This window comes from Enterobacter sp. ECC-249, assembly GCF_043965265.1.
GTDB lineage: Bacteria > Pseudomonadota > Gammaproteobacteria > Enterobacterales > Enterobacteriaceae > Enterobacter > Enterobacter quasiroggenkampii.
The window spans coordinates 1,349,315-1,363,180 of the sequence record NZ_CP143660.1 but is presented as its reverse complement, the minus strand read 5'-3'; the positions used below and the strand labels follow the sequence as shown (position 1 = coordinate 1,363,180).

12 protein-coding genes are annotated in these 13,866 nt (G+C 58.5%); 4 read left to right on the top strand and 8 right to left on the bottom strand.

Features of this window, described 5'->3' with window-relative positions; all coding sequences use genetic code 11:
* Positions 1-70: 70 nt before the first annotated feature.
* From cdaR to dgt, 3 genes are all read right to left on the bottom strand, one after another.
* Positions 71-1,228: a DNA-binding transcriptional regulator CdaR gene (cdaR, locus tag V1587_RS06510; protein WP_252002977.1), complete on the bottom strand. Its 1,158-nt coding sequence runs from the start codon at positions 1,226-1,228 to the stop codon at positions 71-73.
* A 146-nt stretch (positions 1,229-1,374) separates the two neighbouring features.
* The gene (degP, locus tag V1587_RS06505; protein WP_024907518.1) at positions 1,375-2,811 is read right to left on the bottom strand and encodes a serine endoprotease DegP; all 1,437 of its coding nucleotides are present in this window, start codon (positions 2,809-2,811) and stop codon (positions 1,375-1,377) included.
* Between the two features lie 131 nt (positions 2,812-2,942).
* A complete protein-coding gene (gene dgt, locus V1587_RS06500; RefSeq protein WP_371899237.1) occupies positions 2,943-4,457 on the bottom strand; it encodes a dGTPase in 1,515 nt (504 codons plus the stop codon).
* Positions 4,458-4,539: 82 nt separating this feature from the next.
* On the opposite strand from dgt, the gene mtnN reads away from it, so the two are divergent.
* The 3 genes from mtnN to V1587_RS06485 are packed head-to-tail and all read left to right on the top strand — an operon-like array spanning position 4,540 to position 6,676.
* A complete protein-coding gene (gene mtnN, locus V1587_RS06495; protein WP_014882620.1) occupies positions 4,540-5,238 on the top strand; it encodes a 5'-methylthioadenosine/S-adenosylhomocysteine nucleosidase in 699 nt (232 codons plus the stop codon).
* Positions 5,231-6,031: a vitamin B12 ABC transporter substrate-binding protein BtuF gene (btuF, locus tag V1587_RS06490; RefSeq protein WP_371899238.1), complete on the top strand. Its 801-nt coding sequence runs from the start codon at positions 5,231-5,233 to the stop codon at positions 6,029-6,031. Before mtnN ends, btuF begins: the two co-directional genes overlap by 8 nt.
* 27 nt (positions 6,032-6,058) lie before the next feature.
* Complete coding sequence (locus tag V1587_RS06485) at positions 6,059-6,676, top strand: TRIC cation channel family protein (protein WP_371899239.1); 618 nt, start codon at positions 6,059-6,061, stop codon at positions 6,674-6,676.
* A 93-nt stretch (positions 6,677-6,769) separates the two neighbouring features.
* On the opposite strand, the gene erpA is transcribed toward V1587_RS06485, so the two are convergent.
* The gene (gene erpA / locus V1587_RS06480) at positions 6,770-7,114 is read right to left on the bottom strand and encodes an iron-sulfur cluster insertion protein ErpA (protein WP_013095643.1); all 345 of its coding nucleotides are present in this window, start codon (positions 7,112-7,114) and stop codon (positions 6,770-6,772) included.
* 85 nt (positions 7,115-7,199) lie between these two features.
* Positions 7,200-8,600, bottom strand: coding sequence for a H(+)/Cl(-) exchange transporter ClcA (clcA, locus tag V1587_RS06475; protein WP_371899240.1), 1,401 nt, complete (start codon positions 8,598-8,600; stop codon positions 7,200-7,202).
* 177 nt (positions 8,601-8,777) lie between these two features.
* Here clcA and hemL point away from each other — a divergent pair, with 177 nt between their 5' ends.
* Positions 8,778-10,058, top strand: a complete 1,281-nt coding sequence (gene hemL / locus V1587_RS06470) for a glutamate-1-semialdehyde 2,1-aminomutase (protein WP_371899241.1) — start codon at positions 8,778-8,780, stop codon at positions 10,056-10,058.
* Between the two features lie 109 nt (positions 10,059-10,167).
* Here the strand turns inward: hemL and fhuB are convergent, their stop codons facing one another.
* Genes fhuB through fhuC form a run of 3 tightly spaced genes read right to left on the bottom strand, consistent with a single transcriptional unit; the run spans position 10,168 to position 13,834 of the window.
* Positions 10,168-12,150 carry a Fe(3+)-hydroxamate ABC transporter permease FhuB gene (gene fhuB, locus V1587_RS06465; RefSeq protein ID WP_371899242.1) on the bottom strand — a complete coding sequence of 661 codons (1,983 nt, stop codon included), beginning with the start codon at positions 12,148-12,150 and terminating at the stop codon, positions 10,168-10,170.
* On the bottom strand, positions 12,147-13,037 hold the full coding sequence (gene fhuD, locus V1587_RS06460; protein ID WP_371899243.1) for a Fe(3+)-hydroxamate ABC transporter substrate-binding protein FhuD: 891 nt from the start codon (positions 13,035-13,037) through the stop codon (positions 12,147-12,149). Before fhuD ends, fhuB begins: the two co-directional genes overlap by 4 nt.
* Positions 13,037-13,834: a Fe3+-hydroxamate ABC transporter ATP-binding protein FhuC gene (gene fhuC, locus V1587_RS06455; protein ID WP_371899244.1), complete on the bottom strand. Its 798-nt coding sequence runs from the start codon at positions 13,832-13,834 to the stop codon at positions 13,037-13,039. The genes fhuD and fhuC overlap by 1 nt, the downstream gene beginning before the upstream one ends.
* Positions 13,835-13,866: the final 32 nt, after the last annotated feature.

Genomic DNA, 13,866 nt, shown 5'->3' with positions numbered 1-13,866 from the left:
GGGATCAGGGCACCAGACCGCACTCAGCATGTAGGCCGGGTAAGGCGAAGCCGCCACCCGGCAAACAGCATCATCTCTGCTCGTCCAGCTGCAGCGCCACATACAGCAGCAACCTGTCATCGAAATTCCCCAGATCCAGCCCCGTCAGCTCTGAAATCCGGTTTAACCGATACTCCAGGGTATTGCGGTGAATAAACAGCGCCTTCGACGTCGCCAGCGGCTGTACGTTATGGCGGAACCACGCCTGTAGCGTCCGGCGCAGCAGGCCGTTGTTGTCCATCGCTTTCAGGCGCGCTAATGGCCGCGCCAGCTCATTGGCCTGCCAGCCCCCGCGCAGGCTGTCGAGCAGCACCGGCAGCATCAGATCCTGATAGAAATAACTGCGGCTCTCCGGCATCCGCTGCTTGCCCACCATCATGGTGGTGCGCGCGGTACGCCAGGAACGGGCGATACTGCCCGGCCCGGTAAAGTAGTTGCCCAGCGCAACGCGAAAACGCAGCTGACCATTCTCCTTCATTCGGGAGATCAGCTGCTCTACGCGACGACGATGATCTTCCGCATCCCAGCGGCCAAACGCATTAAGCGCAGGTTTGAGCACCACCATTTCCGTCAGAGAAACAATCGCCACCAGGTTATCGCGCTCCGGCGTCGCCAGCGCATTTTGCAGCTGCTGCAGTTCGGCCATCGCGCTGTCTACGCCAAGCTGGCCGCTATCAACCTCAATCACCGCCACCACGCGCGGCTGGTTGAGATCGATCCCCAGACGCTGCGCCCATTCACTGAGCGCAGGCGTATGCTCCTCCGCCTGAATAAGGTTCATCACCAGCTCTTCACGCAGGCGGCTGTCCTGAGCGAGCAGGTGCATCAGGCGCGACTGCTCCAGCATCATCTCCGCCGTCATGCAGACCAGCTCACCGTATTTTCGCAGTGACTCGGGCTCACCGGTGAGCCCGATGACCCCAACAATCTCGCCTTCAAGGCGCAGCGGTAAATTGATTCCCTGGCGTACGCCGTGCAGGTGTTTCGCTACCGCATCGTCGATATCCACGACACGCCCCTGGGAAAGCACCAGTAGCGCGCCTTCGTGCAATTCCCCAATACGCTCGCGATCGCCGCTGCCAATAATGCGCCCGCGGGCATCCATCACGTTGATATTGGTATCGATGATGCGCATGGTGCGCGCCACGATGTCCTGCGCCATTTTGGTATCAAGATGCCAGCCAGCCATAGAACCCTCCCGTGAGCAGAGCTCAAGCATAGGGAAGTTCAGCGACGGCCGCATTGTGCAGATGCACAAAGAGAGAGGGAGAAGTATGGAGTTGTGGCAAGTATCACAGAAACGAGAAAGCCCCTGCGAACAGGGGCTTCTGAGGATTACTGCATCAGCAGATAAAGAGAGGTATCACCACGCTGGATATTCAGCGCCAGCACGGAAGGCTTGCTGTCGAGAATTTTGCGCAGTTCAGCGATATTTTTCACCGGCTGCTGGTTAGCGCCCATGATCACATCGCCTTTTTTCAGGCCGATGCGGGCTGCCGGTGAATTCGCTTTCACGTTATTCACCACCACGCCTTTGTCTGCGCCTTTATTGCTCATCTCGGCACCTTCAATACCGCTGAAGATGGTGCTGGAATCCACCTGATTCTGGCTGCTCTGCTGCAGCTCCAGGCTCACGTTAACCGGCTTACCGTCGCGCAGCAGGCCGAGGGTCACTTTGCTGCCAATCGGCATCGAGCCCACTTCGGCACGCAGGGCGGCAAAGCTGCTGATCGGCTTACCGTTCAGGGAGGTGATCACATCCCCTGCTTTAATGCCCGCTTTCGCCGCAGAGGAATTCGGCATCACCTGGCTGACGAATGCCCCGCGCTGGGCGTCAACTTTCATCGCCTTAGCCAGTTCGGAGTTCAGCTCCGTACCGAGGATACCCAGCTCGCCGCGTTTCACCTGGCCATACTGCACCATCTGCGCGGTCAGGTTTTTCACCATGTTACTCGGGATAGCAAAACCGATACCGATGTTGCCGCCGTCCGGTGCCAGGATCGCGGTGTTGATACCGATCAGCTCACCGTTCAGGTTGACCAGCGCACCGCCAGAGTTACCGCGGTTGATCGCCGCATCCGTCTGGATGAAGTTTTCATAGTTCTCAGCGTTGAGGCCGCTACGGCCCAGCGCAGAGACGATACCCGAAGTCACGGTTTCACCCAGACCGAACGGGTTACCGATCGCCACGGTATAGTCGCCCACGCGCAGCGCGTCGGAGTCGGCAATTTTAATCGCCGTCAGGTTTTTCGGATCCTGGATCTGGATCAGCGCGATGTCGGAGCGCGGGTCTTTACCCACCACTTTGGCGTCGAACTTACGGCCATCGCTCAGCTGAACCTTAATGCTGTTAGCGTTATCGACAACGTGGTTGTTAGTGACGACATAGCCTTTCGCCGCATCAATAATTACCCCCGAGCCAAGCGCCATGAATTTCTGCTGCTGGCCGCCGCCCTGGCTGTCATCCCCGGCACCGCCGCCCTGACAGAACGGAGAGCTCTGGAATGGCGAACCGTCCTGGCAGAACGGCGAGTTGTCGCCGAAGAACTGCTGGAAGTTACGCGGCATACGCGGCGTATTGACGGTCGTGCTGCCCTCAACGTTAATACTCACCACCGATGGCATCACTTTTTCGAGCATCGGTGCCAGGCTTGGCATCTGCTGCGCGGTTGCTGCCGACGACGCGGTCTCGGCTGCAGTAGCAGTCAGAGGAGACAGCGCTAAACCTAAACTCAGAGCCAGTGCACTCATTGCTAATGTGGTTTTTTTCATGTTTCTCAATCTCGATTTACAGGTAACGCAAAATTGCTGTGTAACTCAGATTCGTTTTATACCGCTTAGTTCCGGCGATAAGTTTATGGAAAAGGTAAAAATTTATTGGCCGTCTTTACAAAACTCCGGAGTTATTCCACCGCCATCAGCTTGCGATATTCATCCCAGGCATACAAATCCGTCATGCCGCTGATATAGTCCTGGATGAGACGGCAGCGATAATAATATTCCATCACCGGCCATTGGAGAGAATGGCGATCCAGCTTGCCAATCGCTTCCACATACGCCAGACGATGCCGGGTCGAGAGTTTCTGATAAAGCCGCGATTCGATAGGTATTCTGCGCACCCGCTCGTGTTCCACCAGCTCGCTGAATTCATCGACCGACAGCTGGAGCAACGGGGAATAAATTTCCAGTAACCCACTAATTACCCGGTAGCCCTGCAGCTCAAGCTGCTCGACATCCGGATGGCTGAATACATGCCGCATCGCCACATGTTTATAAAGCTCAAGGAGTTGACTGAAACTGCTGTCATCTTCCAGCAGCGCGTGGTTGAATTCCCCGCTGAAAATAAGCGGCAGATTATCAATAAAGCGCGACGCCGCATACGGCACCAGTTTATTTAATGTATTGACCCGCAAATACATAAAGAACTGATCTTCCGTACTGCGGCTTAATGTATTTGAGCGCGATTTTTCCCAGGCATTTTCGACAACCTGCGCAAACAGCGAGCCTTTTTCATGGGTACCCCAGGCCGCATAAAGATGCTGATAAAGCTCCTCGACGCTGAAGATTCTTTTCTCCACGGCATCTTCCAGATCGGCCACGCAATAGGAGATATCATCGGCGGCTTCCATAATCCAGGTCAATGGAAAGCGGCCGTTTGGCGTCAATGAAAGTTCTTTACGTAGCCGCTCAATATAGGCCTCTTCGGAAAGGTAATAGCCTGGTTTTTTCATTAAATAACTGTGGGACGCGGGCGTATCCCCCATCCACCACGCGGGGCGCGTATATTTCAGAATGCAGCCGACCTGTGCCCAGGTCAGGTTCATGCGCATCAGGGAATGGACCAGCCGGATCCCCTGCGCGTTGCCCTCAAAGTGACAGAGATCCTGGCGCACCTTACGGCGCAGATCGTTCAGCCCCTCTTCGCCTTCACGCAGGCGTAAATCTCGTACGATGCAGCGGTCGTCGCTCAGCGGCTGGCTTACCGCATCCGAAGGGTAAAGCCGTTGTTTAAACCAGTCATTGATTGCCGCCTCACCAAAGTGGCCGAAAGGCGGGTTGCCGATGTCATGCATCAGGCAGGCCATCTCAACGATGCTCTCGAAAGGCCCCGTCAGCTCGTCCAGACCATAGGTTTCCAGTAAGCGCTGCTCTTTGAGACGGCTCAAAATCTCTTTGGCAATGTAGCGCCCGACCTGCTGCACCTCCATGGAGTGGGTTAAGCGCGTGCGCACCGCGGCGTTACGCTCAAGCGGAAAAACCTGGGTCTTTTGCTGCAGACGGCGGATGGCGGGCGAGTTAATGATCCTCCCGCGATCGCTTTCGAAGATACGCAGGATCTCATGTTCGCTCTTGTCGCCCTGCGGCGAACGGAAACGTCGGTGCCAGTTAATTTTGGTGCGAAAATCGATTGGTGCCATGTGCTCCCCCGCGTGAGAATGCGTTTCCCCTTAACCGCATGATAGACTATGCATCTTAACAAGGCACATCGCGAGTAAATCTATGAAAATCGGCATTATTGGTGCAATGGAAGAAGAAGTTACGCTGCTGCGTGACAAAATTGAGAACCGTCAGACCCTCTCTCTTGGTGGTTGTGAGATCTACACCGGCCAGCTGAACGGTGTTGACGTGGCTCTGCTGAAATCTGGCATCGGTAAAGTGGCTGCTGCGCTGGGTGCGACCCTGCTGCTGGAGCGCTGCAAGCCGGATGTGATCGTGAATACCGGCTCTGCGGGCGGCCTGGCGCCGACGCTGAAAGTGGGTGATATCGTTGTCTCCGACGAAGCGCGTTACCACGATGCCGACGTCACCGCGTTCGGTTACGAGTACGGTCAGCTCCCGGGCTGCCCTGCCGGGTTTAAAGCTGACGACAAACTGATTGCGGCGGCGGAAACCTGCATCGCAGAACTTAACCTCAACGCGGTACGCGGTCTGATTGTCAGCGGTGATGCGTTCATCAACGGCTCCGTTGGCCTGGCGAAAATCCGTCATAACTTCCCTCAGGCGGTGGCCGTTGAGATGGAAGCGACCGCGATTGCGCACGTTTGCCATAACTTCAGCGTACCGTTCGTGGTGGTTCGCGCCATCTCTGACGTGGCAGACCAGCAGTCCCACATCAGCTTCGACGAGTTCCTGACCGTTGCGGCAAAACAGTCCACCGTGATGGTGGAACGCCTGGTGCAGAATCTGGCACGTGGCTAAAGATACCCTCAGGGCGCTGGCCGCCCTGCTTCTTCTCGCACCGCTGTGGCTCTACGCTGTACCGCGCGTGATTACGCTCTCTCCCGCCAATACGGAACTGGCATTTGCCGCCGGGATCACGCCCGTTGGCGTGAGTAGCTTTTCGGATTACCCACCGCAGGCCGCGGATATTGAACAAGTGGCAACCTGGCAGGGGATGAACCTTGAGCGCATCGTGGCGCTGAAACCGGATCTCGTGCTGGCCTGGCGTGGCGGCAACGCCGAGCGGCAGGTCAACCAGCTTACCTCCCTTGGCATAAAGGTCATGTGGATTGATGCCGTTAGCATTGAGCAAGTCGCTCAGGCGCTACGCGCCCTGGCACCCTATAGCCCTGTGCCAAAAAAAGCCGAGGCCGCGGCGAAACAGATGCTGAGCGACTATGCCGCGCTGAAATCCCGATACGATACTCCTGTTAAAAAGCGCATCTTCCTGCAGTTTGGCAGCCAGCCGCTGTTCACCACCGGAAAAGGGTCGATTCAAAACCAGGTGCTGGAAGTTTGTGGCGGTGAAAATATCTTTGCTGCCAGCCGGGTGCCGTGGCCTCAGGTTAGCCGTGAACAGGTCCTGGCGCGCCAGCCGCAGGCCATCGTCGTGGTCGGAAATGCGAGCGAAATTCCCAAAATTGAGCAATTCTGGCAAAAGCAGCTAAAAATACCGGTAATACCCCTCAACAGCGACTGGTTTGAACGCGCCAGCCCGCGTATTATCCTCGCCGCAAAACAGCTCTGTGCCGCGCTGGCAGAGAGTCACTAACATAAGACCCTTTTCGAGGATTTAACGATGCTCGTTTATTGGCTGGATATTCTTGGCACAGCCGTTTTTGCTATCTCCGGCGTCCTGCTCGCCGGAAAACTACGCATGGATCCGTTCGGCGTGCTGGTGCTGGGCGTAGTGACCGCCGTGGGCGGCGGGACTATCCGCGATATGGCGCTGGCGAATGGCCCGGTGTTTTGGGTGAAAGATCCGACCGATCTGGTGGTCGCGATGGTCACCTGCCTGTTAACCATTGTGCTGGTTCGTCAGCCCCGCAGATTACCCAAATGGATGTTGCCGGTGCTGGATGCCGTGGGTCTGGCCGTGTTTGTCGGTATTGGCGTCAATAAGGCGTTTAATGCGGGCACCGGTCCGATGGTGGCGATCTGCATGGGCGTATTAACCGGCGTGGGCGGCGGGATCATTCGCGACATTCTGGCGCGTGAGGTACCGATGATCCTGCGAACTGAAATTTACGCGACGGCCTGTATTGCGGGCGGCATTGTCCACGCGACCGCGTACTACACGTTTGCACTTCCGCTGGAAAACGCCGCGATGCTGGGGATGGTCGTGACGCTGGTGATACGTTTAGCGGCGATACGCTGGCACCTGAAGCTGCCGACGTTTGCGCTGGATGATCGGTAAAAGCAAAACGGTAACCTGACGGTTACCGTTTTTAGTCTTTTCTCCCTCTCCCTGTGGGAGAGGGCCGGGGTGAGGGCAACAGCCCGCACCTTCTTAAATGCTGAACGAAGAACCACACCCGCAGGTGCTTGTTGCGTTCGGGTTGGTGACCACAAAGCGCGAACCTTCCAGACCCTCGGTGTAATCCACCGAACCGCCCACCAGATATTGCAGGCTCATCGGGTCAACCACCAGCGCGACGCCCTGTTTCTCGATGGTCATATCGCCATCGTTAACCTGATCGTCAAAGGTAAAACCGTACTGGAAGCCGCTGCAGCCGCCGCCGGTAATATAGACACGCAGTTTCAGATCCGGATTGTCTTCGTCGGCAATCAGGGTTTTCACTTTGTTGGCTGCTGCTTCGGTAAACTCCAGCGGCAACGCTACATCATCACTCATCTTATGCTCCCATGAATACTGCTACTGCTATTGGGTAAAATTCACCCAATTCTTTGTGTCATTATCTAATACCCTGGTAATTCATTCAAGTATTCTGCGTTGCAGCCCGCTCCGCCTCTTGTTTTGCCAGAGTACGCGCAAGAATGGTGGAGTATAGCGGTTTTCCACCCAGGAACTGGGCTAATAGTGTCGCGCCGAGACAGGTAATGATCATTGGCAAAATGAGCTGGTAATTATCCGTCATCTCCAGCACCAGCACGATCCCGGTCAATGGCGCGCGCAGGGAGGCGGCCAGCAGCGCCCCCATTCCGGCCACCGCAAAGGTCCCGGCGTCAAGGTGATAGGCGGGAAAGCCCGCTTCAGCCGCCATACCAAACGCGGTGCCCAGCAACGTCCCCAGCGCCAGCATCGGGGCGAATATCCCTCCGGGCGCGCCGGAGGAAAAACAGAGCACCGTCGTGATGACGCGGGAGATAAACATAAACAGCAGCAGACCCACGCTAAAGTTCCCCGCCGCCGCAATGGGGATCAGCCCGAACCCGCCGCCAGCGGCATTCGGCTCGATAAACCCGAGCACTCCACACATTCCGCCCAGCAGGCCGCCCATCAGCACCCATTTCGTGGTGTTCCCGCCGTGAATGCGCTGGAACATATCCTGAGCGCGAAGGATAAAGGTGTTAAACAGCGGCCCCACCACGCCAAAAATCATGCCGAGGATAAGATAAAGCCACAGGGTATTGACCGGCGCGTTGGTCAGTTTCCCCACCTCAATAACCGCCCCTTCGCCATTAAAAATGCGAAAGACGATGCTCGACATAATGACGCCGGTAAACACCGCTTTAATCGAGATTAGGTTGTAGCGGAACTGCGCGCGCATCTCTTCGATAATGAACAAAATGCCCGCCAGCGGCGCGTTAAACGCGGCGGAAAGCCCCGCCGCCGCGCCGGTTGCCAGGAGCGTATGGCGCGCTTCGGCGCTTCGCATCCGAAACAGATCGCCCACCATGCGGCCGACGTTCCCCCCCAGCTGTACCGTGGGCCCTTCCCGGCCAAGCACCATCCCCGCGCCCAGGGTACCCATGCCGCCGATAAATTTCACCGGAATGACACGCCACCAGCGCACCGGACGCAGCTCTTCCAGCGCGCCTTCAATTTCCGGAATGCCCGAACCTCCCGCCTCCGGCGCGAATTTACGCACCAGAAAATACCCCACCATAGCAAACAGCGCCGACAGCCCAAATGCCCACACCCAGACCAGCCATTCGCTGTCGGCGAAACCGGCCACGGTGCCCACTCGCCAGTTGAGCACAGCATTAACCGCTTTTTCAAACGCCACGCCAATAAGCCCCGCGAGAGTTCCCACCACGGCAGCGGCCAGCAGGATCGCCAGCGGCGTTTTATCGCGATTGAGCAGCCGCCGAATACTGATTCGATGCTGAGCCCGCGTAAACTGTTGTTCTTCAAAAGACGGAGAATTTGATTTCATGTCCTGTTCTTATTCGTCATACAAAAAGCCGCGAGGATTTTACCAGAGACTGCCCCGCCGTCTCCTGAAAATTACTTAACAAATCTTAAAGCATTACCCGGCTAAAAATTTCATAACCTTCCCTGAATCACTTAGAATAGTGGGCTTAATCATTTTATACGAACCAGGAACGACGCCATGAGCAAGTCTGAAAACCTCTACAGTGCAGCCCGCGAGCTTATTCCAGGTGGTGTGAACTCACCTGTTCGCGCCTTTACCGGCGTGGGCGGCACGCCGCTGTTTATCGAACGTGCTGACGGCGCGTATCTGTACGATGTCGATGGCAAAGCCTATATCGATTATGTCGGCTCCTGGGGCCCGATGGTGCTGGGACACAACCACCCGGCCATTCGTAACGCGGTGATTGAAGCCGCTCAGCGCGGCCTGAGCTTCGGTGCGCCAACCGAAATGGAAGTGAAAATGGCGGCGCTGGTCACCGAGCTGGTGCCTACCATGGACATGGTGCGCATGGTGAACTCCGGTACCGAAGCGACCATGAGCGCCATCCGCCTGGCGCGCGGCTTTACCGGCCGCGACAAGATTATCAAGTTTGAGGGTTGCTACCACGGTCATGCGGACTGCCTGCTGGTGAAAGCCGGTTCCGGCGCGCTAACGCTCGGCCAGCCAAACTCACCTGGCGTACCGGCTGACTTCGCGAAGCACACCCTGACCTGCACCTACAACGATCTTGCTACCGTTCGCGCGGCGTTCGAGCAGTATCCGCAGGAGATCGCCTGCATCATCGTTGAGCCGGTTGCGGGCAACATGAACTGCATTCCACCGCAGCCTGATTTCCTGCCGGGCCTGCGTGCCCTGTGCGATGAGTTCGGTGCGCTGCTGATCATTGATGAAGTGATGACCGGCTTCCGCGTGGCTCTGGCGGGCGCCCAGTCGTACTACGGCGTTGAGCCGGATCTGACCTGCCTCGGTAAAATCATCGGCGGCGGCATGCCGGTCGGCGCATTCGGTGGTCGTAAGGACGTCATGGAAGCGCTGGCACCCACCGGCCCGGTTTACCAGGCGGGCACGCTCTCCGGTAACCCTATCGCCATGGCGGCGGGCTTTGCCTGCCTGACCGAAGTGGCTCAGCCAGGCATTCACGAAACCCTGACCGACCTGACCACGCAGCTGGCAAACGGCCTGCTGGAAGCGGCAGAGGAAGCCGGTATTCCGCTGGTGGTTAACCACGTGGGCGGCATGTTCGGGATCTTCTTCACCGAGGCGAAAACCGTGACCTGCTATCAGGACGTGGTGAAGTGCGACGTTGAACGCTTCAAGCGCTTCTTCCACCTGATGCTGGAAGAAGGCGTGTACCTGGCACCGTCCGCGTTCGAAGCGGGCTTTATGTCCGTGGCGCACACCGAAGAAGATATCAATAACACCATTGACGCGGCGCGTAAGGTGTTTACGAAGCTCTAAGTCGCCTGCAAATCGCCCGGTGGCGCTACGCTTACCGGGCCTACGGGCTGGGTGTTCTCCCTCTCCCTGTGGGAGAGGGTCGGGGTGAGGGCATCAAGCCCGCACCTGACTACCTACTCTGTTTTCTCAACAGATAAATAAAGTACGGCGCACCGATAAAGGTCGACAGCAGACCCGCCGGGATCTGATACGGGAACAGCACCATTCTTCCGCACCAGTCCGCAAACACCAGCATCACCCCGCCCGTCAGGGCCGACATCACGATATGCGGCATCGTCCGGCGGAACCCCATCATTCTGGCAATGTGCGGCGCCATTAATCCGACAAAACTCAGCGGTCCTATCGTCATGGTCGCCGTCGCCGTCAGGCACGCAGCGAGCAGCAGCAACGCTACACGCGCTGGCGTCAGCGCCATTCCCACCGCGCGCGCGGTTTCCCCGCCGAGCGGCAGAATGGTCATCCAGCGACGGCACAGCGGCACCGTCGCCAGCAGCACGATCATCACGATCCCGGACCAGATCGCCTGGCTGCCGGTCGCGCCGTACGTTGAGCCGGATATCCAGGTCAGGATCTTCGCCATACGCGGATCGCCGCTTGCCTGCAGCATCATCAGCAGCATCGTAAACGCTGTGCTGAGCGCCATCCCCGCCAGCAGCATGCGGTGCGGCGAAAACCCGCCTCGACCGGCGGCGATCAGGATAATCATCAGCGTAACCGCCGCGCCGATACTGCCGGCAGGCATCAGCCAGCCAAACGCATTGCCCGGCACGAAGAACAGCATCAGCACCACGCCAAAGGCGGCGCCTGAGCTGATCCCGAGCACTTCCGGGCTCGCCATCGGGTTGCCGGTCAGACGCTGAATAATGCACCCTGCTACCGCCAGCATCACCCCTGCGATCAGCGCAGCGAGGATACGCGGCCAGCGCCACTGCAGCAGTTCATTGAGTAAATCACCCGTTGCCCAGTGCCAGCCCGCGGCATCGCGTCCGAACGAGAGCGCCGCGAACGAGGCGATAATCAGCACCGCCAGACCGGCTAGGCTAAACCACAGCACCGACCGACGTTCAGCGTAGACTTTATCGCCCGCGTCCATCGCCGGTGCGCTCATGCTGCGCAGGCGCGGGAGCAGCCACAGCAGCAGCGGCGCCCCGATAAGCGCAGTCACAGAGCCGGTGGACACTTCCCTCCAGACCTGCGCCAGCCAGAGAATGAGCTGATCGGAAAGCCAGAGGATCAGTGCCCCAATCAGCGGCGCCAGCATCAGACGCGCCAGCAAGCGACGCGCCCCAAGCATTTTCGCCAGCAGCGGCGCAAACAGGCCGATAAACCCAATGATGCCGACCGCGTTTACCAGCAGGGCACTCAATACAATCGCCAGCGTCAGCGCCGCCAGACGAGCCAGCGACAGCGCCAGCCCCAGGTTACGCGCCACGCCATCATCCAGTCCCATCAGCGTCAGAGGACGCAGGAGCAGCAGCGTCAACACAACGCCGCCAGCCAGCTGTGGCCACAGGCGCAGGACAACGCTCCAGTCGGTCTGGGTGAGCGTGCCGGTACTCCACAGGAACATGCTTTGCAGCCGATCGTGATGGAACAGCACCAGCAGCTGGTTAATCGCACCGCAGTACAGGCTCACCACCAGCCCGGCCAGAATAAGCGTCACAGGAGAAAGGCGCTTGCCCCAGGCCACGCCAAAGACCAGCGCGCCGACCACGCACGCCCCCGCGAGCGCCGCAAACTGCGAGGTTAACGCTCCCGGCAGCGCCCACAGCGTGGTGATGGTGATCCCAAGCTGTGCGCCGGTCGCGACGCCGAGCGTGGTAGGCTCTGCCAGCGGGTTACGTAAAACCTGCTGGAACAGCACGCCCACCAGCCCTAAGCCGGCTCCTACCAAAAGGGAGATCGCCAGACGCGGCAGTAGGCTGTAGTGGAACAGCATCTGTTGAATATTGTCGATATCCGGCGAGGCCAAAGCGGCCCCCCACTGCGCGCGCGGTAACGCGGCCGAGAGGTTGAAGCCGGTTAACGCCAGCGCGGCAAGAAAAATCAGCACCAGCAGAAGCGCCGGGAAACGGGCGATACCCGTACTCATGCTTTACCTCCCAGGGCGTTATCCAGCACGCGGGCAAAATGCATGGCCGACAGCGTCGCGCCGTAGAACCAGACCGCCGGGGCGCGCAGGAAGCGCTTCTCGCGCACAAACGGCATCGCCTGCCAGAGCGGGGTCGCCATCAGGGTTTGCATATCGCGTTCGTTGCCGTGGTCGAAACACAGCACATCCACATCGCGAAACGCCGCCAGGCGGTCGATACCCACGGCGGTACTGCCCCAGAACGTCATCTCCCCTTCCCAGGCATTGCGAATGCCGAAGCTGTCCAGCACCTCCTGGAACAGACAGTTTTTACCGAAGACCAGCATATGGCGGGCATCCAGCAGCGTCACCATCAGCAGCGGACGGTCGCCCCGGTGAGCAAAGCGCGGCTTCAGGGAGTCGATTAGGGCATCAAATTCGTCGAGATGTTTTTTGGCCTCCGCTTCGCGGTTGAGGAAATTCGCCATCTCGTTAACCGACTTTTTCGCCATCGCCAGCGGTTTTTTACCGTCGCTGAAAGCGAATCCACGTCCGGGCGCAATACGCGCCATGGTCTCCTCTGACGGGCCGTAGCCCGCGGACCAGAACAGGAATGACGGTTTCATCTGGGTGAGCAGTTCAAGGTTTGGCTCCGTCCGCAGTCCGACGTCGATAACCGAGTCCGGCAGCTTCGGCTCGTTCACCCAGAGGTTATAGTTAGGAATGTCCGCCACGCCGTAGGGCGTGACGCCGAGCGCCATCATCAGCTCGACCGGCAGCCATTCCAGAGCGACTATGCGGTGCGGATCGACGGCGGCGGCTCGCGCCGTGTTCATTTTTAACAGCAGCGGTGAGAGGGCCATCGCCGTCAGCAGGCGACGGCGGCTAATGCGCATGTTGTCGAGCATCAGTAGACGAAGCTCACCGGTGCAGCCCCGGCCGGGTGAGGCAGAATACCCATCGGAATACCGTAAATATGTTCCAGCGTTTCGCTGCGCATCAACTCTGCCGGTGTACCCTCGGCAATCATCTCGCCCCCGCGCAGTGCAACAAGGTAGTCGCAATAGCGCGCCGCCATGTTGATGTCATGCAGCACCGCAATCACTGTCAGACCGCGCTGCTGGCTTAAGTGGTGTACCAGCGCCAGGACATCGACCTGATGGGCAATATCGAGCGCGGAGGTGGGTTCATCAAGGAGCAGGCAGCGGCTGTCCTGCGCCACCAGCATCGCAATCCACGCACGCTGGCGTTCACCGCCGGACAGGCTATCCACCAGACGGTGCGCCAGCGGCTTTAGCCCGACCAGCGCAATCGCCTCTTCCACTTTCTCTCTGTCGGCGACGCCGAAGCGGCCAAGCGCCCCGTGCCACGGATAACGCCCAATCGCCACCAGCTCACGCACCGTCATCCCTTCCGCCTGCGGCAGCTGCTGCGGCAGATAGGCCACTTTGCGGGCAAAGGCTTTACTGCTCCAGCTCTCCAGCGGTTGGTCATCCAGCAGAATATCGCCTTCTGAAGGCGGCTGATGGCGCCCCAGCATCTTGAGCAGCGTGGATTTACCTGAACCGTTGTGACCAATCAGGCCCGTCACTTTACCGGCCGGAAACGTCAGAGAGAGCGGATGCAGCAGCGTGCGCCCGGGTACGCGAAAAGAGAGATGATTGAGCGTAAAGGTGGTGTCGGGTTGCGTTTGATTATCCTGCATATCAGCCAACTTAAATAAAAAGGGCACGGCGA

What these genes read in the sequence shown, in the direction of transcription:
- fhuB (WP_371899242.1), bottom strand. Translation starts at nt 12,150, where the DNA reads ATGAGTACGGGTATCGCCCGTTTCCCGGCGCTTCTGCTGGTGCTGATT.
- hemL (WP_371899241.1), top strand. Translation starts at nt 8,778, where the DNA reads ATGAGCAAGTCTGAAAACCTCTACAGTGCAGCCCGCGAGCTTATTCCA.
- mtnN (WP_014882620.1), top strand. Translation starts at nt 4,540, where the DNA reads ATGAAAATCGGCATTATTGGTGCAATGGAAGAAGAAGTTACGCTGCTG.
- degP (WP_024907518.1), bottom strand. Translation starts at nt 2,811, where the DNA reads ATGAAAAAAACCACATTAGCAATGAGTGCACTGGCTCTGAGTTTAGGT.
- cdaR (WP_252002977.1), bottom strand. Translation starts at nt 1,228, where the DNA reads ATGGCTGGCTGGCATCTTGATACCAAAATGGCGCAGGACATCGTGGCG.
- fhuD (WP_371899243.1), bottom strand. Translation starts at nt 13,037, where the DNA reads ATGCTCGACAACATGCGCATTAGCCGCCGTCGCCTGCTGACGGCGATG.
- dgt (WP_371899237.1), bottom strand. Translation starts at nt 4,457, where the DNA reads ATGGCACCAATCGATTTTCGCACCAAAATTAACTGGCACCGACGTTTC.
- erpA (WP_013095643.1), bottom strand. Translation starts at nt 7,114, where the DNA reads ATGAGTGATGATGTAGCGTTGCCGCTGGAGTTTACCGAAGCAGCAGCC.
- fhuC (WP_371899244.1), bottom strand. Translation starts at nt 13,834, where the DNA reads ATGCAGGATAATCAAACGCAACCCGACACCACCTTTACGCTCAATCAT.
- V1587_RS06485 (WP_371899239.1), top strand. Translation starts at nt 6,059, where the DNA reads ATGCTCGTTTATTGGCTGGATATTCTTGGCACAGCCGTTTTTGCTATC.
- clcA (WP_371899240.1), bottom strand. Translation starts at nt 8,600, where the DNA reads ATGAAATCAAATTCTCCGTCTTTTGAAGAACAACAGTTTACGCGGGCT.